Source organism: Streptomyces ficellus (genome assembly GCF_009739905.1).
Classification (GTDB): domain Bacteria; phylum Actinomycetota; class Actinomycetes; order Streptomycetales; family Streptomycetaceae; genus Streptomyces; species Streptomyces ficellus_A.
Map to the genome: position 1 here is coordinate 1756057 of NZ_CP034279.1, position 24055 is coordinate 1780111.

Consider the following 24055-nt stretch of genomic DNA (forward strand, 5'->3'; position numbering starts at 1 on the left):
TCGTGTGACATCACGCGGTGCACGGGTGCGTCACAACTCGACGGCCCGCCGGGAGACCGGCGGGCCGTCGTCGTGCACCGCGTACCGCCTCGACCGCCGTCCGACCCTCACGCGTCCGGCGCGGTGCGCGGGACGGTGACCGTGACGCGCAGGCCGTGCGGCTCGTGGTGGGCGTAGGTGAGGGAGCCGCCGCCGGCGGTGAGCAGGGCGCGCGAGATGGACAGGCCGAGGCCCGAGCCCTTGATGTTCTGGTGGCGATTGCTGCGCCAGAAGCGGTCCCCGATGCGGGCCAGCTCCTCGTCGGTCAGGCCGGGGCCGCCGTCCGTGATCACGATGGTGGAGGTGTCGCCGTCGGCGGCGACCGTCACGGTGACCTCCTCGCCGGCGGGCGTGAACTTCAGCGCGTTGTCGATGACGGCGTCGAGGGCGCTGGAGAGGGCCACCGGGTCGGCCCAGGCGGTGACCGCGGTCCCCCGGCCGGTGAGGCGGACGCCCTTCTCGTCGGCGAGCGGCCGCCAGGCGGCCACGCGTTCGCCGGTCAGTTCGCCGATGTCGGTGAGCCGCAGATCGGCGGCGGCGTGCTCGGCGAGGGCGAGGTCCAGCAGGTCGTCCAGGACCTGCGCCAGGCGCTTGCCCTCGGTGCGTACGGAGGCGATCTCGTCGTTGCCGGGCGGCAGTTCCAGCGCCAGCAGCTCGATGCGCAGCAGCAGCGCGGCGAGCGGGTTGCGCAGCTGGTGGGAGGCGTCGGCGACGAAGGCCCGCTGCTGCTCCAGCACTTCCTCGACGTTGTCGGCCATCTCGTTGAACGAGCGGGCGAGGCGCCGCAGTTCCGGCGGGCCACCGGCCGCCGCGACCCTGGACTTCATCCGGCCGGTCGCGATGTCGTGGGTGGCCGCGTCCAGGACCTTGACGGGCTTGAGCACCCATCCGGTCAGCCGGAACGCCGCCCCGACGGCCAGCAGCATCGCGGCGACCTCACCGGCCGCGATCAGCAGCCAGCCGTGCAGGATGCGGGAGCGCAGCTGCCCGGTGGGCGAGTCGGTGAGCACGACCGCGACGACGTCCCCGTCCCGTACTACCGGTGAGGCGACGGCGAGCCGGGCGTTCGGCTGCCAGGGCCACACCTGCGGCGGGTCGTGGCTGCGGCGGCCCAGCAGCGCCTCGCGGAAGGCGCGGCGGGGCTCGCCGCTCGCGGGGACGTCCCAGTCCTTCGGGGCGCGGGCCATGGCGGTGGTGTCGCGGAAGAAGACGCCGACCTCGATCCCGTACACCTCGTGGTAGCGGACGAGTTCGCCGTAGAGGGTGGACTGCCGCTCGTCGATGCCGGGCCCGCGCTCGGTGACGAACTGGGCGAGCGCCGCGAAGCGGGCGGTGTCGTCGATGCGGTCGACGACGACGGTCTGCTGCTGGGCGGCGGCGAGTGCGGCGGCGAGCGGGAACCCGAGCGCGAGGAGCACGCCCGCCATGAGGACGAGGAGCAACGGGAGCAGCCGGGTGCGCACGGGATCGCCGGGACGTTACGCGGCCGGCGCGACCAGGCGGTAACCGACGCCGCGCACGGTCTCGATGAGGGCGGGCATCCGCAGCTTGGCGCGGAGGGACGCCACGTGGACCTCCAGGGTGCGGCCGGTCCCCTCCCAGCTGGTGCGCCAGACCTCGCTGATGATCTGCTCGCGGCGGAAGACGACGCCGGGGCGCTGCGCGAGCAGGGCGAGCAGGTCGAACTCCTTGCGGGTGAGCTGGACCTCCGCGCCCGCCACGGTGACCCGGCGGGTGGGCAGCTCGATGGTGACGGCGCCCAGGCGCAGCGGCGCCGCCTCGTCCGTACCGCCGTTGCCGCCGCCCGTACCGCCGTTGCCGGCGTCGTCGGCGTCCGGGGCGGAGCGCCGGCTGACGGCGTGGATGCGGGCGAGCAGTTCGCCCGTGTCGTACGGCTTGACGACGTAGTCGTCGGCGCCCAGGTTGAGGCCGTGGATGCGCGAGCGGACGTCGGCCCGCGCGGTCACCATGATCACGGGCGTGGTGGTGAGCTTCCGGATCTTGCCGCACACCTGGTAGCCGTCCTGGTCGGGCAGGCCGAGGTCCAGGAGGACGACGCCGAAGGGGGCGCGTCCGGCGTTGGCGGCGGGCAGCACGGCCTGGAGCGCCTCTTCGCCGTTGCGGGCGTGGGTGACGTCGAACCCGTGCTTCTTGAGGATCGCGGACAGGGCGGCGGCGACGTGGTCGTCGTCCTCGACGAGCAGCAGTCTCAATGGGCCCCCTTCCGAAGGTGCGATCACTCGGGTGACCAAACGGCCACCTGGGCATGAACGCCGATGAGCGGCCCGCCAGTCAAGAGGGTTCCGGCCGCGGGCGGGGTTCCGTTATGCACCCGTTCTCCTCGCCGCCCTCCCGTGCCGTCCCGTTCACGCATAGTGTCCGGTTGCAGCCGGATCGTTATCCTCAATTTCCGCTCAGATGTAATGACGCTGGTCGCACCACGTGCTTAGTGTCCTCTCCAACCGAGCAGGACGGAGCAAGAAGCCGATGAGCGGAGTGTCAGTGACCAAGGGCGCGGAGGACGCCGTACCGACGGCGAGCGACCTGGTCGTGCTGAGCAACGTCAACAAGCACTTCGGCGCGCTGCATGTGCTCCAGGACATCGACCTGACCATCGCCCGTGGCGAGGTCGTGGTCGTCATCGGGCCGTCCGGGTCCGGCAAGTCCACGCTGTGCCGCACCATCAACCGCCTGGAGACCATCGACTCCGGCAGCATCACCATCGACGGCAAGCCGCTGCCCCAGGAGGGCAAGGAGCTCGCCCGGCTGCGGGCCGACGTCGGCATGGTCTTCCAGTCGTTCAACCTCTTCGCGCACAAGACCGTGCTGGAGAACGTCATGCTGGGCCAGGTCAAGGTCCGCAAGGCGGACAAGAAGGCCGCGGAACAGAAGGCCAGGACGCTCCTGGACCGGGTGGGCGTCGGCTCGCAGGCCGACAAGTACCCGGCACAGCTGTCCGGCGGACAGCAGCAGCGCGTCGCGATCGCCCGTGCGCTGGCCATGGACCCGAAGGTGATGCTCTTCGACGAGCCCACGTCGGCGCTCGACCCCGAGATGATCAATGAGGTCCTCGAGGTCATGCAGCAGCTGGCGCGGGACGGGATGACGATGATCGTCGTCACCCACGAGATGGGCTTCGCGCGGTCCGCCGCCAACCGGGTCGTCTTCATGGCCGACGGCCGGATCGTCGAAGAGGCGACGCCGGAGCACTTCTTCAGCAACCCGCGCAGCGACCGGGCCAAGGACTTCCTGTCGAAGATCCTTCACCACTGACGGGTCCCGCCGGTGACCAACGGCGATGACGACCAACGAACCACGACATAAGGGATGTTCACCATGAAGCTCCGCAAGACGGCCGCCGTGGCCGTTGCTGTGCTCGCGCTGTCCGCGACCGCCTGTGGTGGCAAGGAGGGCTCCGCCGGTGACAAGCCGGCCGGCGTCCAGCCCGGCGCCACCAACGCCCCGGCCCTCCCCAAGTACGTCGTCGCCACCAACGTCGACCTGAAGGGCTCGCCCGCCTTCCAGGCCGCCAAGAAGCGCGGCAAGCTGATCGTCGGCTCCAAGGCGGACCAGCCGTACCTCGGCTTCGAGGACCAGGCCACCAAGAAGCGCTCGGGCTTCGACATCGAGATCGCCAAGATGATCGCCGCCGAGCTGGGCTTCAACGAGTCCCAGATCGAGTGGAAGACGGTCGACTCCAGCACCCGCGAGACGGCCATCTCCAAGGGCCAGGTCGACTACTACGTCGGTACGTACACGATCAACGACAAGCGCAAGGCGCAGGTCGGCTTCGCGGGTCCGTACTACCTGGCCGGCGCCGACCTTCTGGTCCGCAAGGACGACACCTCGATCACCGGCCCGGACGCCGTCAAGGGCAAGAAGGTCTGCTCCATCAAGGGCTCCACGCCGCTGCAGGAGATCAAGAAGCCGCAGTACGGCGCCGACACCACCGAGCTCGGCAAGTACTCGGACTGCGTGCAGCAGCTGCTCACCAAGCAGGTCGACGCCGTGACGACGGACGACGCGATCCTCAAGGGTTACGCCGCCCAGAACCCCGGCAAGCTCAAGGTCGTCGGCAAGCCGTTCACCAAGGAGCCGTACGGCGTCGGCATGGACAAGGAGGACAAGGTCCTGCGCGACGCGGTCAGCAACGCCCTGGACAAGGGCGTCAAGGACGGCACGTACAAGAAGATCTACGAGGCCACCCTGGGTCTGTCCGGCTCGGACTACACCGCGCCGCCGGCGCTCGAGCGCTACTGACCGTCCCGCTTCACGACGAAGCGCCCCGTACCTGACGCGTACGGGGCGCTCCGCCCCTTGCCCGGTGCGGGGGCGGGTGTCGTGTCGTGCCGTGTCGCACGTACCTCGCTCGTACGCCGCGCTTACGCCGCGCTTGTACGCACCGGGCCCATCCGGCGCGTCCGGCGCACGCACTGCCCCCGCCCCACACGCACCTTGACCGCCAGCCGCTGACCTCCGACGCGGAGACCCCATGAACGTACTGCTCGACCACTTCTCAGAGTTCCGCGACGGCTTCATAGGAACCGTGTCGATCACCGCCGTCAGCACGGCCATCGCGCTGATCCTCGGTGTCGCCATCGCCGGTTTCCGGGTCTCCCCCGTCCCGCCGCTGCGCTGGTTCGGCACCGCGTGGGTCACCCTGCTGCGCAACACGCCGCTGACGCTGCTGTTCCTGGTGACGACGTTCGTGGTCCCCGAGATCCTGTTCCCGGGCATGAGCGCCTTCGTCCTCGGATCGATCGCGCTCGGCTTCTACACCTCCTCCTTCATCTGCGAGGCGGTCCGCTCCGGCATCAACACGGTGCCGCTGGGACAGGCCGAGGCGGCCCGCTCGCTCGGCATGACGTTCTCGCAGACGCTGCGGCTGATCGTGCTGCCGCAGGCCACCCGCACCGTGCTGCCGCCGATGAGCTCGATCCTCATCGCCCTCACCAAGAACTCGGCCATCGCGGGCGCCTTCAGCGTCACCGAACTCTTCGGCTGGCAGAAGCTGATGAGCGAAGAGGGATACGACATCATCCCGATCTTCATCTGGGTCTCCCTCGCCTACCTGGTGGTCACCTTCACCATCAGCGGCGTCTTCCGCATCCTTGAGCGCCGTATGGAGGTCGCCCGATGAGCGCCAGCGTTCTCTTCGACGCCCCCGGCCCCAAGGCCGTCGTCCGCAACCGCATCTACGCCGTCGTCGGCACCCTCGCCATCGCCGCGCTGCTCGGCGTCACGATCATGCGGCTGAGCGACAAGGGGCACCTCGCCCCCGAGATGTGGGACATCTTCAACTACGCGGGCATCCGGCAGAACATCGCCGACGCCGTCCTCGCCACCCTCAAGGCGTTCGGCATCGCGGCCGTCGGCTCGCTGGTGCTCGGCGTGCTGCTCGCGGTCGCCCGCCTCTCCGACCACAAGCCGGTGCGGTGGCTGGCGACCGGCTTCATCGAGCTGTTCCGGTCCATCCCGCTGCTCATCACCATCTACGCCGTGTGGGTCGGTTTCCTCACCGACTACTCGATGTGGGCGCTGGCGGTCGGCCTGTCGATCTACAACGGCTGCGTCCAGGCCGAGGTGCTGCGCGCCGGCGTCAACGCCGTGCCGAAGGGCCAGCGCGAGGCCGCGTACGCGCTCGGCATGAGCAAGACGCAGGTCATGACGACGGTCCTGATCCCGCAGGCCGTACGGGCGATGCTGCCGACGATCATCAGCCAGCTGGTGGTCACCCTCAAGGACACCTCGCTCGGCTTCATCATCCTGTACCCCGAGCTGCTCCAGACCGCCCGGCTGATCGCCTCCAACACGCAGGTCAACGGCATGTACCCGTACGTGTCGACGATCGTGGTGATCGGTGTCATCTACGTCGCGATGTGCCTGGCCCTGTCCGGTCTCGCGACCTGGATCGAGAAGCGCGGCCGCCGCGCCAAGACCGGCATCAAGACGCCCGACGCGGCCGGAACGGTCGCCGTGCTCGCCGGTGACGCGGGCAACGCGGCCGCCCACGGCCTGCCCGGCGCCCCGGGCGGAGCCGACGGTGGTGCCGGTGGGGGCGGAGATCCCAAGATTTGACGGTCTGTGACATCATCCGGGTGTCATAAGCGTTGAACGAGGGCAGTGGCGGTCGCGCCGCTGCCCTCGTCACTTGACGCAAGCACTCGCAGTGGGTTGCATACGTTCTGTGATCACGTCGCGTCGGGCCCCAGCCGCACTCCCCCGGGTTTCCCCTGCTCACCGCGTGTCTGTCCGCGTCTCAGGAGTCACACTGTGGACCCGGTGATCGTGGTCGGCGCCGGCCCCGTCGGGCTGGCGCTCTCGCTCGCCCTGGCCGCGCAGGGCGTACCCAGCGTCGTCCTGGACGAGGGCCCCGGCAAGGACGAACCGCGCGCCGCCCGCACGGCCGTACTGCGCCCGGACACCGCCGCGTTCGTGGAGCGCCTCGGCTGCGCCACCGTACGGGACGAGGGGGCGCGCTGGACCGGCTGGCGGGCGATGCGCCGCCGGCAGCAGTTGCGGCACGTCGAGTTCGGCCCGGAGGCCCCCTCCCCGCTGCACGTTCCGCAGCACGCCCTGACGCGCGGGCTGCGGGAGGCGATCAGCGAACTGGCGGACCCCGAGCTGGTGCGGGTGGTCACGCACAGCCGCCTGGACGGCATCGAGCAGGACGCGCACGGCGTCACCGCGCACACCCGCGGCCCCGAGGCGGCCTGGTGGCGCGGCAGCCACCTGGCCGGCTGCGACGGGGCCCGCTCGACCGTGCGCAAGCTGCTGGGCGTCCGATTCCCGGGGCGCACGGCCGTCGAACGGCACGCCGTCGCCACCCTCCACGTCGAACTCCCCTGGCCGGACGAGGCCCTGCTGCACCGCCAGCCGCCCTGGCGCGGCGCGGGCGAGGAGGTGACGGCCCGGCCGTTGCCCGACGGCGGGTGGCGGCTGGACTGGCTGCTGCCGCCGCGCGGTGACCTGGTGACGCCCGACGCGCTCGTCGCCCGGATCCGCGAGACGCTGGCCGGCTGGTGCGAGGGAACGACACCGACGTACGACCTGGTCGACACGGGCGTCTACACGCTGCACCACCGGCTCGCCAAGCGCTGGCGGGTGGACCGCGCCTTCCTGGCCGGGGACGCGGCCCATCTGCTGGGCGCGCTCGGCACGCAGGGGCTGGACGAGGGGCTGCGGGACGTCGAGAACCTGGCGTGGAAGCTGGCGCTGGCCTGGCACCACGGCGCCTCCGACGTACTGCTGGACAGCTACCAGGCGGAGCGTCGCACGGCGGTCGCGGCCCGGTTGCGGGCGGCCGACCAGTCGTTGCCGGTGCTGCGCGGCGCGGGCGGACTGCGGACGTACCTGCGGAGCGGCGGGCACGACACGCTGCTGACCGACGGGCACGTGGGGCGCGGACCACTGGGCGCGCCGCCCGCGTACCCGCACTCCCCCCTCGCGCCCCTGCACGCCGAGGCGCACACGAGCGTCGGTACGCCGCTGGGTGCGCCGGTCGCGGACGTACGGGTCACGGCTCCGGAGGACGGCACCACCGCGCGGCTGCGGGACCGGCTCGGACGCGGCCGGCTCCTGGCGGTGCTGGTGGCGCCGGGCACGGGGGTGTGGGACCGGCGTCACTGGATGTCCGCGGGGGTGATGCCCCGGCTGGTGGAGGCGGTGGCGGCGCTCCCGGTCGAGGGTGAGGTGCTGGTCACGGAGGCGTACCCGGGAGCGGCTGCGCACACCGTGCTGCTGGTGCGCCCCGACGGTCATCTGGCGGCGGCCTTCGGCGGCGTCCACCCCGCGGAACTGCTGGCGGCGGCCGAGGCGGTACGGGGCGGCGCGCCGTCGGACGAGCACAGCGGGCGGACGGCGGACGTCACATGAGGGGCGCTGCCGTCGATTGACGGGACCGGGAGTCCGTGCTGTACTCCCGATCATGACTGGCACCGACGTACGCCTGTGGCGGAGGGTCCACATGGACCTGGTCCGCTACGCGGGCTGCGTGTGTCGCAGGTCCTGCTGAACTCGCCCTTTCCTCCGCGCGCCCAGCCGTCGGCCCCCGGTCCCGACCCGGCCTGCGCGTGTCTTTCGCGACTTCACGTCCCAGGACCTCAGGACGGTTTCCCGTGTCTCAGTCCCAGTCTGTTCCCGCCTCCGTACGCGAGGCGGGGGCGGCGGCGCCGACCGCTGCCCAACTCCTCGACTTCGTCCGCCGCATCGCGGCCGACACCGAACTGACCTCTGCCCTTCCCCTCGACCCGGAGGGCCGCACCTGGGTGCGCCTCGACGGCCCCGGCGGCAGCGAGGCCTGGCTCATCGGCTGGCCTCCCGGCACCGGCACCGGGTGGCACGACCACGCCGAGTCGGTCGGCGCGTTCGCCACCGCGCACGGCGCCCTGAAGGAGAACTCCCTGTCCGTACGGCTGCCTTCGGGTGGCTGGCGGTCGCTCGAACTCGACGAGGGCGTGGACCGCCGGCGCCTGCTGCGCGCGGGCGAGGGGCGGGCCTTCGGCAGGCACCATGTGCACGAGGTGCTGAACGAGTCGACGGCCGAGCACGCGGTGTCGGTGCACGCCTACTACCCGCCGCTGCCGCTCATCCGGCGCTTCAGCCGGACCGGTCCGGTACTGCGGCTGGAGCAGGTCGAGCGTCCGGAGGACTGGCAGTGACCATCGACGAGTTGCTGGAACGGGTCCGGTCCGGGCTGGACCGGCTGGCTCCGCCGGAGGCGCACGCGGCGGCCGCGGCGGGTGACGCCCTGCTGGTGGACATCCGGTACGCGGCGCTGCGGAACCGCGACGGGCTGATCCCCGGCGCACTCGTCGTCGAGCGCAACGAGCTGGAGTGGCGCCTCGACCCCCTGGGCAGCCACCGCGTCCCGGAGGCGGTGAGCCACGACCTGCGCGTGGTGGTGGTGTGCAACGAGGGTTACGCCTCCTCCCTGGCGGCCGCCTCCCTGCACCAGTTGGGCCTCCACCGGGCGACCGACCTGATCGGCGGCTTCCAGGCCTGGCGAGCCGCGGGCCTGCCGGTCACGACTCCCGTCGGGTGAACCGCGGCGCCGGTGGCCGTTGGCACCGCGGCCACCGGCGCCCGAGCGGCAAGCCCCAGGGCCCCCGGACCGGTTAGGCAGCCCGGTCCGAACCAGCGGGCGGCCCGGGCCGGTCACCCCACACGTACCGAGCCGACAGGCGCCGCGCCACAGCGCACGCCCAGCCCGGGGCCGGTACCGGAACTGGGCGCCGAGCCGGGCGTCGGGCCGGGCGCAGGGCCGGGCGTCGGGTCGGCGACGCTACCGGCGCCGGGCGCCCAGCCGCCGGCACGACAACCCCAGCGGCGCCGAGCCGGGCGACGCGCGAGTCTCAAAGCCGGGCACCGCGACCGGGCGACAGGCCGGTCCCGGAAGCGGTGACCGAGCCCCGGGCGCCTGGCCGGGCGACGTGACCGGGCGACGCAGCAGACGCCGCGCATCCAGCCGCCGGCACGCACCCCGAGCGGCGCCGAGCCGACGGAGCCCGGGCCGAGCGAGCCAGGGTCCCGGGAACCCGAGCCGAGGGAGCCCCGGCCGGGGCGGAGCGGCCGGTCGGCCGGCTGGTCGGTCAGGGGCCCTCGGGGAGGTCCTCCGTGTCCTCGCCCTCGGCTTCGAGCGCCTGCCGCACGACCCGGAGGGCCATGCCTTCCGGGTAGCCCTTGCGGGCGAGCATGCCCGCGAGGCGGCGGAGGCGGCGGTCGCGGTCCAGGCCGCGGGTCGCGCGGAGCTTGCGGGCGACCAGCTCCCGGGCCGTCTCCTCCTCCTGCTCGGAGTCGAGCTGACCCACCGCTTCGTCGATCAGCTCGGCGTCCACCCCCTTGGTGCGCAGTTCCCTCGCGAGGGCACGGCGGGCCAGGCCCCGGCCGTGGTGCCGGGACTCCACCCACGCTCCCGCGAAGGCGGCGTCGTCGATCAGGCCGACGTCCTCGAAGCGGGAGAGGACCTCGTCGGCGACGTCGTCGGGGATCTCGCGCTTGCGCAACGCGTCCGCGAGTTGCTTGCGGGTGCGCGGGGTCCCGGTGAGCAGGCGCAGGCAGATCGCCCGCGCCCGCTCAGCCGGATCCTGGGGCGACAGCTCCTTCTCGGCCCTCGACGAGTCGGCGCTGTCACCCGGCCATTCGGTGCGCCTGACCACGGGGTCAGGCCTTGGCGGCCGCGGTCTTGGTCGCCTTGGTGGCCTTCGCCGCCGGGGCCGGGACCGACTTCGCCGACTCGTCCGCGGCCGGCGTGGCCGTCGCGTCCGCGGCGGGCTCGGCCGCCGGGGTCTCGGGGCGGACGCCGACGCCCAGCTTCTCCTTGATCTTCCTCTCGATCTCGTTGGCGAGGTCCGGGTTGTCCTTGAGGAAGTTGCGGGCGTTCTCCTTGCCCTGGCCCAGCTGGTCGCCCTCGTACGTGTACCAGGCGCCCGCCTTGCGCACGAAGCCGTGCTCGACGCCCATGTCGATCAGGCCGCCCTCGCGGCTGATGCCCTGGCCGTAGAGGATGTCGAACTCGGCCTGCTTGAACGGCGGCGCGACCTTGTTCTTGACCACCTTGCAGCGGGTGCGGTTGCCGACCGCTTCGGTGCCGTCCTTGAGGGTCTCGATACGACGGATGTCGATGCGCACCGAGGCGTAGAACTTCAGGGCCCGGCCACCGGTCGTGGTCTCCGGCGAGCCGAACATCACGCCGATCTTCTCGCGGAGCTGGTTGATGAAGATCGCCGTGGTCTTGGACTGGTTGAGCGCGCTGGTGATCTTCCGGAGCGCCTGGCTCATCAGACGCGCCTGGAGACCCACGTGCGAGTCGCCCATCTCGCCCTCGATCTCCGCACGCGGCACGAGCGCGGCCACGGAGTCGATGACGATCAGGTCGAGCGCGCCGGAGCGGACCAGCATGTCCACGATCTCCAGCGCCTGCTCGCCGTTGTCCGGCTGGGACAGGATCAGGTTGTCGATGTCGACGCCGAGCTTCTGCGCGTACTCGGGGTCGAGGGCGTGCTCCGCGTCGACGAACGCGACCTGGCCGCCGGCCTTCTGCGCGTTGGCCACGGCATGCAGGGTCAGGGTCGTCTTGCCCGAGGACTCCGGGCCGTAGATCTCCACCACACGGCCACGCGGCAGGCCACCGACGCCGAGCGCGACGTCGAGCGCGGTCGAGCCGGTCGGGATGACCTCGATGGGCTCCCTCGACCGCTCGCCCATGCGCATCACTGCGCCCTTGCCGAATTGCCGTTCAATCTGTGCGAGCGCGGCGTCGAGCGCCTTCTCGCGGTCGGTTCCTGCCATGGGTTCCACCCGATTTGCTTGAGTCGATCGCTTCACGTCAAAGACGCTAACCCCTGCCACTGACAATGGGCCCCGACGTCCCTCCGACCTGTGGATAACCCGGCGGCCGACACCTCGCCGCTCCCGTGTTTCCGGGCCGGAACCCCATAAGAATGGATGTTCGATTTTACTGTCAAGCGAGCCACACCGGTGCGTCGCCGCTCCCCTCCCGGCCCCGCCGGCCGGCTCAGGCGCCGTCGGGCGGCGGGGTCGCGGCGGCGCCCAGTTCCTTCTCCTTCTTCGCCCGCAGGGCCCGCTGCACCCGGGCCAGCACGGCCTCGCCGTGCCGCCGGTGACCGTGCACCCGGGGGTCCTCCGTCACGTCGTACCGCTTCACGTAGGCGCCGAGAAACGCCTGCAGCGTGGCGACGGCGGGGATCGCGATCAGCGCCCCCACCGCGCCGAGCAGCGCGGTGCCCGCGACGACCGACCCGAAGGCCACCGCCGGGTGGATGTCGACCGTCTTCGCCGTGAGCTTGGGCTGGAGCACGTAGTTCTCGAACTGCTGGTAGACCACCACGAACCCGAGCACCCACAGCGCGTACCAGGGGTTCTCGGTGAACGCGATCAGCATCGGCAGCGCGCCCGCCAGGTACGTGCCGATCGTGGGGATGAACTGCGAGACCAGGCCCACCCACACGGCCAGCGCGGGCGCGTACGGCACCGCCAGGAACTCCAGCAGGACGTAGTGGGCGACGCCGGAGATCAGCGCCATCAGACCGCGCGAGTACAGGTAGCCGCCGGTCTTGTCGACGGCGATCTCCCAGGCCCGCAGCACCTCCGCCTGCTTGGCGGGCGGCAGGACGGAGCACAGGGCCCGGCGCAGCCGTGGGCCGTCGGCGGCGAAGTAGAACGAGAACAGGAAGATGGTCAGCAGCTTGAACAGCCCGCCGAGGACGGTCGCGGAGACGTCCAGCACTCCGCTCGCGCTGTTCTGCACGTACTTCCGCAGCCAGTCGGAGCGCAGCAGGCTGTCCTGGACCTCGACCCGGGACAGCTCGGTGTGGAAGGTGTGGTTGATCCAGTTGATCAGCGAGTCGAGGTACCGGGGGAAGTCCTCGACGATCTCGACGATCTGGCCGGCCAGCATCGATCCGAGCAGGACGACGAACCCGATGCCCGCCCCCATGATCGCGAAGAACACCAGGAAGGTGGCGATCCCGCGGCGCATCCCCCGGGCGGCCATCCGCCCCACTGCCGGCTCGATGGCCAGGGCCAGGAAGAACGCGATCAGGATGTTCATCAGCAGGGAGATGAGCTGGTGGAACGCCCAACTGCCCAGCTGGAAGCAGGCGTACAGGGCGAGCGCCAGGACCATGGCTCTCGGCAGCCAGCGGGGCATCCGGGCCGGAAGGGCGGGGGGAGCGGGAGGGGCGGGAGGGACCGCACCGCCGGCCGGCGCGGTCGCCGGTGGCTCCGGACTCCTGCTCGGGGGCACTGCGGGCGCGTCCGTGGCCGGGGGCGCGGGTTCGCCCGTCACCGGCTCGCTGGTCGTCGTATCGGTCTCGTCAGTCGGGGCCACGGGGCAAGTCTCGCGCACGGCTGCGACAATCGGCCGACCAGCCCGGCCGTCGCGGTCTCACCGGTCCGCCCCGCCCCGCCGCGTGACCGCTTCACGCGCCACCGCGCCACCGCGTCACCGCTTGTCGGCGGGTACGTCCACGGCCGCGCAGACCGCGCGCCACACGTCCTTGGCCTCCCACCCCGCGTCCAGCGCCTGGTACACCGTCCGGCCGCCCAGCTCAGACATCACATGGTCCCGAGCGAAGGACTCCGCGTACCCCTCACCGAAGTGGTCCGCCATCCGCTCCCAGAAAATCGTCAACCGCATGCCTCGAGTATCCCGCCCTGAGAGTGCAGCCCCGCCCATGCCCCTTCCCGGCGGCCCGTTCCGCCCTACCGTCGGAGCATGGCTGGCACTCCCCTCTCGCGCGCCGAGCAGTTCATCTGGCTGACCGCCCGCGTTCTCGAACAGCGGCGGTTCGCCCACCACTTCCTCGGCGGTGACGCCGACCCGGTGGAGGCGGCGCTGAGCGCGTACGTGAACGAGGACGGGGGCTATGGTCACGCTCTGGAACCGGATCTGCGCGGACCCGTCAGCCAGCCGCTGCACACCGCGCACGCGCTGCGGGTGCTGGACTCCGTCGGCCGCTGCGGCGGGCTGCGCGCGGAGCGCGTCTGCCGCTTCCTCACGGAGGTGTCCACCCGCGACGGGGCCCTGCCCGCGCTCCACCCCTCGATCCGGGGCTATCCGGTCGCCCCGTTCCTCCCGGTCGTGGACGCTCCGCCGAGCGACCTGCTGGCCACCGGCCCGGTGGTCGGGCTGCTCCACCGCAACCAGGTCTGGCACGCCTGGCTGTTCCGTGCCACGGACTTCTGCTGGGCCGCCGTGGACGCGCTGGAGACGTCGCACCCGTACGAGATCCAGGCCGCCGTCGCGTTCCTGGACGGCGTTCCGGACCGGGCCCGTGCGGAGGCCGCCGCGGACCGGCTCGGCCGCCTGGTGCGGGTCCAGCGGCTCGTGGTCCTGGATCCGGATCGCGCCGGCGACCAGCCGGTCGCCCCGGGATACGCGCCGGGCGAGCACCACTTCCCGCACGACTACGCGCGCGTGCCCGGCTCTCTGGCCCGGCGCTGGTTCACGGACGAGGAGATGGCCCGCTCCCTGGACCACCTCGCGGCCGGTCAGGAGGACGACGGCGGCTGGCCCCTCAGGTGGCGCCGGTGGGCACCGGGCCCGGCCCTGGAATGGCGGCCGATCGTGACCGTCGAGGCACTGCGGACGCTGCGGGCGCACGGCCGCCCGATCGGCGACTGACCCGCGGCACGCGTGGCGACGGTTCGGGCCGTCAGCCGCCGAGGGCCCGCACCCCGGCCGTGACCGCGACCGCGGCGGCGACCACGACGAGCAGCGGTGCGCGCAGCACCAGGGCGAGCGCGGCGGCGGCGATGCCCGCTCCCCTTGCGTCCAGGACGAGCGCGCTGTCGGTGCTGAACGTCTGCTGCGCGGTCAGTGCCGCCAGCAGGGCGACGGGCAGCAGCGCCGACAGCCGCTGGACGAGCGGCCGCTCCAGGGTGCCGGCGGGCACCAGGAGCCCGGCCAGCTTGAGGAGGTAGCAGCCGGCGACGGTCAGCCCTATGGCGATCCACACGGTCATCGGTCCGTTCCCTTCTCTTCCCGGCGTCCGGTCCCGTCCTCCTGTGCGTGGCCGGCCCCGCGGCCCCGGAACCACAGCACGAGGGGGGCGGCGAGCGCCGCGGCCAGCACCGGCACTCCGGCGGGCAGCACCGGCAGGAATCCGAGCCCCAGGACGACGGCGATCGCGGCGACGGCCCGCTCGGTGGTGCCGCGCAGCATGGGCGCCAGGAGGGCGAGGAAGACGGCCGGTCCCGCGGCGTCCAGGCCCCACGCCTCCGTGTCGCCGATGGCCTCGGCGCCCAGCACCCCGAGGAGCGTGGTCAGGTTCCACAGCACGTAGAGCGTGAGACCGGTGACGGTGAAGCCGATACGGGCGGCCCTGCGGCCGGGCTGGGCCAGCGCCACGGCCGCCGTCTCGTCGATGACCCAGTGCGCGGCGAACGGCCGCACGGACCGGGGCAGGGCGAGGAGCTGGGACAGCCGCAGTCCGTAGAACGCGTTGCGGGTGCCGAGGAAGAAGGCGCCCGCTGCGGCGGTGAACGGGTTGCCGCCGGCGGCGAGCGCCCCGACCAGGGCGAACTGCGAGGCCCCGGTGAAGACCAGCAGGCTCAGGGCGCAGGTCTGGAGCAGGTCGAGACCGGCGCCGGCCGAGGTCACGCCGAAGGCGAAGCCGGAGAGGCCGACGGCCACCCCCACGCCGAGCGCGTCACGGACGACGGCCCGGTCCGGCTTGGCGTCCCGGTCCGGCTCGGCGTCGCGGTCCGGCTCGGCGTCGCGGTCCGGCTCGGCGTCCTCCGCCTCGGGACGGTCGGTTCCCGCCGGCCGGGGTCCCGCGCGGTGCGGCCCCCGGTGGCCGGATCCACCACGGGCGGGTTCGGCCCGGCGGGGCTCTCCGTGTCCGGGTCCGGCCCGACCGGGTTCGGCTTCACTGCGCAGGGGCTCGGTGCTCAAGGTCTCGTCATGCGTCGGCTCGGGACGTATCGGCTCCGTACGCAAGGTGCTGGCCTGCGCCGGAGCGGGTACGGCCGCTGTCTGTTCTGGCACGCTCCGACGTTACGGACCGGGCGGTTCCACGGTCTTGTACGTTCTTGCGCGCTCGCGCTGATAGGCGCCCGGCGGCACCCCGACGATCCGGGAGAAGTGACGGTTGAGATGGGGCTGGTCGGTGAAGCCCACCGCGGCGGCGGCCGCGGCCGGTGGCGTACCGCTCTCCAGCAGGCGCCGGGCGGTGCGCACGCGCGCGTTGGTCAGCCAGGTGTGCGGCGGCATGCCGTAGGCCGCCTTGAAGCCGCGGAGCAGGGCGAAGGGACTGGTGCCGAGCTCCCGCGCCAGCTGTTCCAGGGACGGCGGCTCGGCCATCCGCTGCTGGAGGAGTTCCCGGGCCAGCGCGGCCGTACGGGCTCCGGTGGCGAGCGGCTCGCGCCGGGGCAGCGACTGCCCGTGGCGGTGCAGCAGCCGGGCCACGGCCACCCGCAGGACGCTGTCGGCGGCCAGCGCGTTGCCCTCCTCGGCCGCCCGGTGCACGGCGCGGATGAGCTGGGCGGTGTCCTCGTCCTCGACGATGGTCTCGCCGAAGCCGGCGGTGCCGCGCAGGGTCGTCTCCTCCTCCGCGATGGCCGCGACCAGGGTCGACGACGGGTAGAGCGTCGCGTAGGACCAGCCTTCGGGGACGCCGGCGTGCGCCGAGTGGGGAACCTCCGGGTTGATCATGACGACGGTGCCGGGCCGGGCACGGATGGTCTCCCCGGGCATGACCACGTCCTCGACCCCGCGCCGCACGGCACCGAGGACGAACCCCTCGTGGCTGTGGCGCGTGAAGGAGTGGCGGACGTAGCGGGCGCGCAGCAGATCGAGCCCCGGCACGCCGGGGTACTGCCAGTGCCTGGCCCATTCGCTGTCCCGCGCGCCCTCCCGCCTGCTCGCCATACCTCCATTCTGCGTCCGGCGGACGCGCCGCCGGCCTGGCCGTCCACGTCCTGGACGGGCCGGGTGGGCGGCGCCGCCCCGGATTGTCAGTGGCGGGGTGCACGATGGAGCACATGGCCGGAACTGCGCTCGACTCGTTCTCCCCCGCGACCCGCGGCTGGTTCACCGGGGCCTTCCACGCGCCCACCGCGGCCCAGGAGGGCGCCTGGCGGGCGATCGGTGAGGGTTCGGACGTCCTGGTCGTCGCGCCGACGGGGTCCGGCAAGACGCTGGCCGCTTTCCTCGCCTCCCTGGACCGGCTCGCGTCGACGCCGCCGCCCGCCGAGCCGAAGAAGCGCTGCCGCGTGCTGTACGTGTCCCCGCTGAAGGCCCTGGCCGTCGACGTGGAGCGCAACCTGCGCAGTCCGCTGACCGGCATCCGCCAGGAGTCCGTCCGCCTCGGCCTGCCCGAGCCGGACGTGCGGGTCGGCATCCGCTCGGGCGACACCCCGGCCGCGGAGCGGCGCTCGCTCGCCACCAGGCCGCCGGACATCCTGATCACCACACCCGAGTCGCTGTTCCTGATGCTCACCTCCGCCACGCGGGACGCGCTCGCCGGCGTCGAGACGGTGATCCTGGACGAGGTGCACGCGGTGGCCGGCACCAAGCGGGGCGCCCATCTGGCGCTCTCCCTGGAGCGGCTCGACGAGCTGCTGCCGCGCCCGGCCCGCCGCATCGGGTTGTCGGCCACCGTGCGCCCGGTGGACGAGGTCGCCCGCTATCTGTCCCCGCAGCGGAAGGTGGAGATCGTCCAGCCCGCCTCCGGCAAGGAGTTCGACCTGTCGGTGGTGGTGCCGGTCGAGGACCTGGGCGAGCTGGGCGGCTCACCCGCCTCGGACGCCGGGGGCCCCGCGGAGAAGCCGTCCATCTGGCCGCACGTCGAGGAGCGGATCGCCGACCTCGTGCAGGCGCACCGTTCGACGATCGTCTTCGCCAACTCGCGGCGGCTGGCGGAGCGGCTGTGCAACCGGCTCAACGAGATCGCCTACGAGCGGGCGACCGGCGAGCCCATGCCCGAGGACCAGACGCCCGCCGAGGTGATGGCGCAGTCGGGTGCGGCGAAGGGCGCCCCCGCGGTGCTGGCCCGGGCGCACCACGGCTCGGTGTCCAAGGAGCAGCGTGCCCTGGTGGAGGAGGACCTCAAGGCGGGCCGTCTGCCCGCGGTGGTCGCCACCTCCAGCCTGGAGCTGGGTATCGACATGGGCGCGGTGGACCTGGTCGTCCAGGTCGAGTCGCCGCCGTCCGTGGCCTCCGGCCTCCAGCGGGTCGGCCGCGCCGGGCACCAGGTGGGCGCGGTGTCCACGGGTGTGGTGTTCCCGAAGTACCGGGGTGACCTGGTGCAGGCGGCCGTGGTCACCGAGCGGATGCGTTCCGGCTCCATCGAGTCGATGCGGGTCCCGGCCAATCCGCTGGACGTCCTGGCCCAGCAGGTGGTCGCCATGGTCGCCCTGGACTCCTGGCAGTTCGACGACCTGCTGGCCCTGGTCCGGCGGGCCGCTCCCTTCGCGTCGCTGCCGGAGTCGGCTTTCACCGCCGTCCTGGACATGCTCGCCGGGCGGTATCCGTCGGACGCGTTCGCGGAGCTGCGTCCGCGCGTGGTGTGGGACCGGGTCACCGGCACGGTGACGGGCCGGCCGGGGGCGCAGCGTCTGGCCGTGACCTCCGGCGGCACGATCCCCGACCGGGGCCTGTTCGGGGTGTTCCTGGCGGGCGCCGACCCCAAGAAGGGCGGCGGGCGGGTCGGCGAGCTCGACGAGGAGATGGTGTACGAGTCGCGGGTCGGCGACGTGTTCACCCTGGGCACCTCGTCGTGGCGCATCGAGGACATCACGCGCGACCGGGTGCTGGTCTCGCCCGCGCCCGGTGTGCCGGGCAGGCTCCCGTTCTGGAAGGGCGACCAGCTGGGCAGGCCGCTGGAGCTGGGGCGGGCCGTGGGGGCGTTCCTCCGTGAGGTGGGTTCGCTGGCCGCGGACGACGCGCGGCTGCGGTTGCTGGCGGCGGGCCTGGACGCCTGGGCGGCGGACAACGTCCTGGCGTACCTCGACGAGCAGCGCCAGGCGTGCGGTCATGTGCCGGACGACCGGACCATCCTGGTGGAGCGGTTCCGGGACGAGCTGGGTGACTGGCGGGTGGTGGTGCACTCGCCGTTCGGCGCGCAGGTGCACGCCCCGTGGGCGCTGGCGCTGGGCGCCCGCCTCACCGAGCGGTACGGCATGGACGCCCAGGTCATGCACGCCGACGACGGCATCGTGCTGCGGCTGCCCGACGCGGACCTGATGGGCCTGGACCTGCTCGACCAGGACCCGGCGGCGGCCCCCGGTCTGGAGTACGACGACGACAAGGCCCCGGTCGGTGCCGCCGACGTGCTGTTCGACAAGGGTGAGGTCGACCAGATCGTCACCGACCAGGTCGGTGGCTCGGCGCTGTTCGCGTCCCGCTTCCGCGAGTGCGCGGCTCGTGCCCTGCTGCTGCCGCGCCGCAATCCGGGGAAGCGCACGCCGCTGTGGCAGCAGCGCCAGCGCGCCGCGCAGCTGCTCCAGGTGGCGAGCGAGTTCGGCTCCTTCCCGATCGTCCTGGAAGCGGTCCGCGAGTGCCTCCAGGACGTGTTCGACGTGCCGGGGCTCAGGGAGCTGATGGGGGACATCGAGTCCCGCCGCGTCCGGCTGGTCGAGGTGACGACCCCCGAGCCGTCCCCGTTCGCCCGCTCGCTGCTGTTCGGTTACGTGGCGCAGTTCCTGTACGAGGGCGATTCGCCGCTCGCCGAGCGGCGGGCCGCCGCGCTGTCGCTGGACTCGCGGCTCCTGTCCGAGCTGCTGGGCCAGGCGGAGCTGCGGGAGCTGCTGGACGCCGACGTGCTGGCCGAGCTGGAGGGCGAGCTCCAGTGGCTGACCGAGGACCGCCGCGTCAAGGACGTGGAGGGCGTCGCCGACGTGCTGCGCGTCCTCGGCCCGCTCACGGAGGCCGAGCTGGTCGAGCGCGGCGCCGACCCGGACTGGCCCAGGCAGCTGGAGAGGACCCGCCGCGCGATTCGCGTCCGGGTCGCGGGCGGCGAGCATTGGGCGGCCGTGGAGGACGCGGGCCGTCTGCGCGACGCCCTGGGCACGGCCCTGCCGGTCGGCGTCCCCGAGGCGTTCACCGAGCCGGTCAAGGACCCGCTCGGCGACCTCCTCGCGCGGTTCGCGCGCACCCACGGGCCCTTCACCTCCACCGGCGCCGCGGCCAGGTTCGGCCTGGGCACCGCCGTCACGGACGGCGCCCTGCACCGCCTGGCCGCCGCCGGCCGCGTCGTCCAGGGTGAGTTCCACCCCTCGGGCATCGGCCAGGAGTGGTGCGACGCGGCGGTGCTGCGCCGGTTGCGGCGCCGCTCGCTCGCCGCCCTGCGGCACGAGGTGGAGCCGGTCCCGCCGGCCGCGCTCGCCACGTTCCTCCCTCAGTGGCAGCACCTGAGCGGCAACAACCTGCGCGGCATCGACGGTCTCGCCCGTGCCGTCGAGCAGCTCCAGGGAGCGCCCGTCCCCGCCTCCGCCCTCGAGAAGCTGGTCCTCCCGTCCCGCGTCGCGGGGTACAGCCCCGGCATGCTCGACGAGCTGACGACCACCGGCGAGGTCGTGTGGGCGGGCGCGGGCGCCCTGCCCGGGAAGGACGGCTGGGTCTCGCTCTACCTGACGGACGCCGCTCCCCTGCTGCTGCCGCCGCCGCACCCGCTGGAGCCGACCGCCCTGCACGAGTCGGTCCTGTCGGCCCTCTCCGGCGGATACGGCCTGTTCTTCCGCCAGATCGCCGACCAGGTCCGCGCCACCACGCATCCCGACGCCACCGACCCCCAGCTGGCCGACGCCCTGTGGGACCTGGCCTGGTCCGGCCGGCTCACCAACGACACCCTGGCGCCGCTGCGCGCCCTGCTCGGCTCCGGCCGTACGGCGGGCTCCACCGCCCACCGCGCCAAGCGCACGGTCCCCCGCGGCCGGTACGGCACGCTGAGCGCGGCCGCCCGTACGGCGTCCCGCTCCGGCCCGCCGACCGTCAGCGGCCGCTGGGCCCTCCTCCCGCCCCAGGAGCCGGAGCCGACCCACCGCGCCCACGCGCTGGCGCGGACCCTGCTGGACCGGCACGGCGTGGTCACGCGCGGAGCGGTGGCCGCCGAGGGCGTGGAGGGCGGTTTCTCGGCGACGTACCGCGTCCTGTCGGCCTTCGAGGACAGCGGACAGGCGCGTCGCGGCTATGTCGTCGAGGGTCTGGGAGCCGCCCAGTTCGCCATGGACGGTGCCGTGGACCGGTTGCGGGCGGCGGCCAACGCGCGCGACCGCGCCGACACGTCCGCCGCCCCGCGCGCCGTGGTCCTGGCCGCCGCCGACCCGGCCAACGCGTACGGTGCGGCCCTGCCCTGGCCCGAGCCGCCCACCGACGCCGGCCACAAGCCGGGCCGCAAGGCGGGATCCCTGGTCGTCCTCGTGGACGGCGAGCTGACGCTCTACATGGAGCGCGGCGGGAAGACCGTGCTCTCCTGGCCCACCGAGCCGGACGATCCGGCCCTCCAGGCCGCCGCCGACGCCCTCGCGACGGCCGCCCGGGCGGGTTCCCTCGGCACCGTCACGGTCGAGCGGATCAATGGAGCCGCGGCCCTCACGTCACCCCTCTCCCGCTCGCTGGAGGCGGCCGGTTTCCACGCGACGCCACGAGGCCTGCGCCTACGCGCGTGACCGCCCCGCCCCGCCGCGCCCCACCCCGTACGCACCCGCCCCCACACCACCCCGTGCGAGCCGCCCCGCACACCCCACCCGCCCCGTCCCGCATCATGGACCCATGCCCGAAGGAGACACCATCTGGCTGACCGCCCACCGCCTGCACGCAGCGCTCGCGGGCAGGCTCCTGACGCGCTCCGACCTCAGGGTCCCCCGTCTGGCCACCGCCGACCTCACCGGGCGGACGCTCCTGGACGTCACCCCGCGCGGCAAGCACCTCCTCACCCGCATCGAGGGCGGCCTCACCCTCCACTCGCACCTCCAGATGGACGGCGCCTGGCGGGTCTTCACCCCCGACCAGCGCTGGAACGGCGGTCCCGGCCACCAGATCAGGGCCATCCTCGGAACCGCCACGCACACCGCCGTCGGCTACCGCCTGCCCGTCCTGGACCTGATCCGCACCAGCGACGAGCCGAACGTCGTGGGCCACCTCGGCCCCGACCTGCTGGGTCCCGACTGGGACGCGGAGGAAGCGGTGCGCAGGCTGTGCGCCGACCCGGCCCGGCCGCTGGGCGAGGCGCTCCTGGACCAGCGGAATCTCGCGGGCATCGGCAACGTCTACAAGTGCGAACTGGCCTTCATGGCCCGGGTCACGCCCTGGCTCCCGGTCGGCGACCTGGCGCCGGGGGTCCCGGAGCGGCTGGTGGCCACCGCGCACCGCCTCCTGGAGGCGAACAAGGAACGCTTCGACCGGCGGACGATCCTCACCAACGACCGGGCCGACCGGAGGCTGTACGTCTACAGCCGTCTGAACAAGCCCTGTTACCGCTGCGGCGCCCTCATCCGCCGCAAGGAGGAGCTGGGACGCGACCGGCTCTCCTACTGGTGCCCGGGCTGCCAGTCCGGCCCGGGTCCGTGACCGCAGCCTGATGGTCCGTGACCGCACACTGATTGACGACCCGTCAGATCCCGTCTACCGTCACGGAATGGCCCTCCCGCCGTCACAGCCGTACGACCTCACCGGCCGCACCGCGTTCGTCACCGGGGCCGCCGGCGGCATCGGCCGCGCCACCGCCGTACTGCTCGCCCGGGCGGGCGCCACCGTCCACTGCGCGGACCGCGACGAGACGGGACTGCGCCGGACGCTGACCACCATCACCGAACGCGGTCACGGACAGGGCCACGCTCCCGCCTACGCCCACACCCTCGACGTCACCGACCGCGCCGCTCTCCGCGCCGCCGTGGACGAGGCCGGACCGCTCCACGTCATGGCCGCCGTGGCGGGGGTCATGCACACCAGCACGGTGCTGGAGACGACGGACGAGGACCTCGACCGCGTCCTGGCGGTCAACTTCAGGGGAGTCCTGTACGCCTGCCAGGAGGCGGTCCGCTCGATGGTCGCGCACGGCGTCCGCGGCTCCGTCATCACGATGGCGTCCGGCGCGGTGGACGCGGCGAGCCCGGGCCTGCTCTGCTACAGCGTCTCGAAGGCCGCCGTGGTGCAGCTCACCCGGACGCTGGCCACGGAAGCGGGCCCGCACGGCATCCGGGTGAACGCGGTCGCTCCTGGCTGGATCCGCACGCCCATGACCGAACGCCACGAGGCCGACCGGCAGCCGCGGGTCGAGGCAGCCATGGCGCGAATGTCCCCGCTCGGCCGGGTGGGTGAGCCGGAGGACGTCGCCCACGCGGTGCTCCACCTGGCCTCGGACGCCTCGTCGTTCACGACGGGTCAGATCCTCCGCCCGAACGGCGGCGTAGCCATGCCCTGGTGAGCCGTACGACGCGAAGCGGCCGCCGCCACGCCGGAGCCGTCCGTGTCCCGGCCGGGGCACGGCCCCGGGACCACGCGCCCGCCACCTCCGACCACGCACCCGCGGCCCCCGGCAGCACACCCGGCAGCCGCTCCCGCAGCACGCCCGCCACCCCGGATCCCGCACGCGCCCCGGACGCCGTGCGGGCCGACGCCACATGGACGGGGAGCAGGCTCAGCCCCCAGCCGCCCGCGGCCACGGTTCCCTCGACGAGCCCCGTCTGGCCGGGCGCCAGGACCAGCCTCAGCACCGCCCACCACCACAGCCCGCCCAGCACCAGCGCGAGTGCCAGCAGGGGAACCCGTCGCCGTACCATGGCCGCCTCCTCCGGTCGACGCTAGACCGGCGCGATCACATGACGGGAGGGCGTACCGTTGCGCGCGTCCGGCGCGCGCCGGGTCTCGGTACACCCTCCCGTCCGTTCCGTTTCAGCAAGCGGGGCTCTCGCCCGGCGGTGCCGGCACCGCGCCCCGGCGGGGTTACGGGTTGTCCGCCTGACGGCTCTCCGCCTGGAACATCCAGCTGTGCTTCTCGAGGTCGGCGGTGAGGGCGATCAGCAGGTCCTGGGTCACCGGGTCGGGCTTGTCGGTCGCCTCGATCCGCTCCCGCAGGCGGCCGACGACGGTCACCAGGGCGTCGACCATGATCCTGACCGCTTCGTCGTCCTTGATCCACCCGGACGGCACGTTCTTGATCGCCGTGCTCGACGCGACGGTGCCGGCTCGGCCGTCCGGGGTGATGCCCAACGCCGAGGCACGCTCCGCCATGATGTCGGAGTGCTGCCGGGCGGTGGCCACGACCTCGTCGAGCTGAAGATGGATCGAGCGGAAGCGCGGGCCGACCACGTTCCAGTGCACCTGCTTGGCCACCAGGGACAGGTCGACCGCGTCGACCAGGGCACCCTGCAGGGCCTCACCGACGACCTTCAGGTCGGCGTCGGACAGCGGGCTCTTGACGACAGACATTCCGAATCCTCCGTTTTCCGGCGTGCGGCGGGAGCGCACGCCCGACCACCATTACACATATGACCTAAAACGGGCATTCGAGGTAAACGAAAGCCCCGGTCGGCCATTCGTGTACCCGACCGG

At 73.0% G+C, this 24055-nt stretch carries 23 protein-coding genes; 12 read left to right on the forward strand and 11 right to left on the reverse strand.

All coding sequences use genetic code 11. The features are described from left to right. Nucleotides 1–107 precede the first annotated feature (107 nt). Both EIZ62_RS07565 and EIZ62_RS07570 read right to left on the reverse strand, forming a co-directional pair. Nucleotides 108–1502, reverse strand: coding sequence for a sensor histidine kinase (locus tag EIZ62_RS07565; RefSeq protein ID WP_156691947.1), 1395 nt, complete (start codon nt 1500–1502; stop codon nt 108–110). A gap of 15 nt (nt 1503–1517) precedes the next feature. Beyond that, nucleotides 1518–2252: a response regulator transcription factor gene (locus EIZ62_RS07570; RefSeq protein WP_156691948.1), complete on the reverse strand. Its 735-nt coding sequence runs from the start codon at nt 2250–2252 to the stop codon at nt 1518–1520. 274 nt (nt 2253–2526) lie between these two features. Between EIZ62_RS07570 and EIZ62_RS07575 the strand changes: the two genes are divergently transcribed. The 8 genes from EIZ62_RS07575 to EIZ62_RS07605 all read left to right on the forward strand — a co-directional run bounded on the left by EIZ62_RS07575 (nt 2527) and on the right by EIZ62_RS07605 (nt 9082). Further along, nucleotides 2527–3312 carry an amino acid ABC transporter ATP-binding protein gene (locus tag EIZ62_RS07575; RefSeq protein WP_156691949.1) on the forward strand — a complete coding sequence of 262 codons (786 nt, stop codon included), beginning with the start codon at nt 2527–2529 and terminating at the stop codon, nt 3310–3312. Nucleotides 3313–3375: 63 nt separating this feature from the next. Then, nucleotides 3376–4299, forward strand: coding sequence for a glutamate ABC transporter substrate-binding protein (locus tag EIZ62_RS07580; RefSeq protein WP_156691950.1), 924 nt, complete (start codon nt 3376–3378; stop codon nt 4297–4299). A gap of 232 nt (nt 4300–4531) precedes the next feature. Continuing rightward, on the forward strand, nt 4532–5179 hold the full coding sequence (locus tag EIZ62_RS07585) for an amino acid ABC transporter permease (protein WP_156691951.1): 648 nt from the start codon (nt 4532–4534) through the stop codon (nt 5177–5179). Then, nucleotides 5176–6117 (forward strand): amino acid ABC transporter permease, encoded by a 942-nt coding sequence (locus EIZ62_RS07590; protein ID WP_156691952.1) that lies wholly within the window; start codon nt 5176–5178, stop codon nt 6115–6117. The genes EIZ62_RS07585 and EIZ62_RS07590 overlap by 4 nt, the downstream gene beginning before the upstream one ends. Before the next feature lie 195 nt (nt 6118–6312). Further along, nucleotides 6313–7914, forward strand: a complete 1602-nt coding sequence (locus tag EIZ62_RS07595; RefSeq protein WP_156691953.1) for an FAD-dependent monooxygenase — start codon at nt 6313–6315, stop codon at nt 7912–7914. 52 nt (nt 7915–7966) lie between these two features. Then, a complete protein-coding gene (locus tag EIZ62_RS32815) occupies nt 7967–8053 on the forward strand; it encodes a putative leader peptide (protein ID WP_341873998.1) in 87 nt (28 codons plus the stop codon). Nucleotides 8054–8156: 103 nt separating this feature from the next. After that, on the forward strand, nt 8157–8699 hold the full coding sequence (locus EIZ62_RS07600) for a cupin domain-containing protein (RefSeq protein WP_156691954.1): 543 nt from the start codon (nt 8157–8159) through the stop codon (nt 8697–8699). Then, a complete protein-coding gene (locus EIZ62_RS07605) occupies nt 8690–9082 on the forward strand; it encodes a rhodanese-like domain-containing protein (protein WP_156696269.1) in 393 nt (130 codons plus the stop codon). The genes EIZ62_RS07600 and EIZ62_RS07605 overlap by 10 nt, the downstream gene beginning before the upstream one ends. Nucleotides 9083–9629: 547 nt before the next feature. On the opposite strand, the gene recX is transcribed toward EIZ62_RS07605, so the two are convergent. From recX to EIZ62_RS07625, 4 genes are all read right to left on the reverse strand, one after another. After that, nucleotides 9630–10196 (reverse strand): recombination regulator RecX, encoded by a 567-nt coding sequence (recX, locus tag EIZ62_RS07610; RefSeq protein WP_156691955.1) that lies wholly within the window; start codon nt 10194–10196, stop codon nt 9630–9632. Between the two features lie 4 nt (nt 10197–10200). Next, on the reverse strand, nt 10201–11328 hold the full coding sequence (gene recA / locus EIZ62_RS07615) for a recombinase RecA (RefSeq protein WP_156691956.1): 1128 nt from the start codon (nt 11326–11328) through the stop codon (nt 10201–10203). 226 nt (nt 11329–11554) lie between these two features. Then, nucleotides 11555–12709, reverse strand: a complete 1155-nt coding sequence (locus EIZ62_RS07620) for an AI-2E family transporter (protein ID WP_156696270.1) — start codon at nt 12707–12709, stop codon at nt 11555–11557. A 294-nt stretch (nt 12710–13003) separates the two neighbouring features. Beyond that, nucleotides 13004–13198 (reverse strand): DUF3046 domain-containing protein, encoded by a 195-nt coding sequence (locus tag EIZ62_RS07625; protein ID WP_156691957.1) that lies wholly within the window; start codon nt 13196–13198, stop codon nt 13004–13006. Nucleotides 13199–13276: 78 nt separating this feature from the next. Between EIZ62_RS07625 and EIZ62_RS07630 the strand changes: the two genes are divergently transcribed. After that, the gene (locus tag EIZ62_RS07630) at nt 13277–14185 is read left to right on the forward strand and encodes a hypothetical protein (RefSeq protein WP_156691958.1); all 909 of its coding nucleotides are present in this window, start codon (nt 13277–13279) and stop codon (nt 14183–14185) included. 31 nt (nt 14186–14216) lie between these two features. On the opposite strand, the gene EIZ62_RS07635 is transcribed toward EIZ62_RS07630, so the two are convergent. From EIZ62_RS07635 to EIZ62_RS07645, 3 genes are all read right to left on the reverse strand, one after another. Beyond that, on the reverse strand, nt 14217–14525 hold the full coding sequence (locus EIZ62_RS07635) for an AzlD domain-containing protein (RefSeq protein WP_156691959.1): 309 nt from the start codon (nt 14523–14525) through the stop codon (nt 14217–14219). Further along, nucleotides 14522–15202: an AzlC family ABC transporter permease gene (locus EIZ62_RS07640; RefSeq protein WP_167536474.1), complete on the reverse strand. Its 681-nt coding sequence runs from the start codon at nt 15200–15202 to the stop codon at nt 14522–14524. The genes EIZ62_RS07635 and EIZ62_RS07640 overlap by 4 nt, the downstream gene beginning before the upstream one ends. 357 nt (nt 15203–15559) lie before the next feature. Then, nucleotides 15560–16432 carry an AraC family transcriptional regulator gene (locus EIZ62_RS07645; protein WP_156691960.1) on the reverse strand — a complete coding sequence of 291 codons (873 nt, stop codon included), beginning with the start codon at nt 16430–16432 and terminating at the stop codon, nt 15560–15562. Nucleotides 16433–16545: 113 nt separating this feature from the next. Between EIZ62_RS07645 and EIZ62_RS07650 the strand changes: the two genes are divergently transcribed. From EIZ62_RS07650 to EIZ62_RS07660, 3 genes are all read left to right on the forward strand, one after another. Continuing rightward, nucleotides 16546–21171 carry an ATP-dependent helicase gene (locus EIZ62_RS07650; RefSeq protein WP_156691961.1) on the forward strand — a complete coding sequence of 1542 codons (4626 nt, stop codon included), beginning with the start codon at nt 16546–16548 and terminating at the stop codon, nt 21169–21171. A 103-nt stretch (nt 21172–21274) separates the two neighbouring features. Beyond that, a complete protein-coding gene (locus EIZ62_RS07655; protein WP_156691962.1) occupies nt 21275–22072 on the forward strand; it encodes an Fpg/Nei family DNA glycosylase in 798 nt (265 codons plus the stop codon). Between the two features lie 67 nt (nt 22073–22139). Further along, nucleotides 22140–22928 (forward strand): SDR family NAD(P)-dependent oxidoreductase, encoded by a 789-nt coding sequence (locus EIZ62_RS07660; RefSeq protein ID WP_156691963.1) that lies wholly within the window; start codon nt 22140–22142, stop codon nt 22926–22928. On the opposite strand, the gene EIZ62_RS07665 is transcribed toward EIZ62_RS07660, so the two are convergent. Both EIZ62_RS07665 and EIZ62_RS07670 read right to left on the reverse strand, forming a co-directional pair. Next, nucleotides 22876–23283, reverse strand: coding sequence for a hypothetical protein (locus EIZ62_RS07665; protein ID WP_156691964.1), 408 nt, complete (start codon nt 23281–23283; stop codon nt 22876–22878). The two genes, EIZ62_RS07660 and EIZ62_RS07665, sit on opposite strands and share 53 nt — an antisense overlap. 163 nt (nt 23284–23446) lie before the next feature. Next, nucleotides 23447–23932 (reverse strand): Dps family protein, encoded by a 486-nt coding sequence (locus EIZ62_RS07670; protein WP_156691965.1) that lies wholly within the window; start codon nt 23930–23932, stop codon nt 23447–23449. Between the last annotated feature and the right edge of the window lie 123 nt (nt 23933–24055).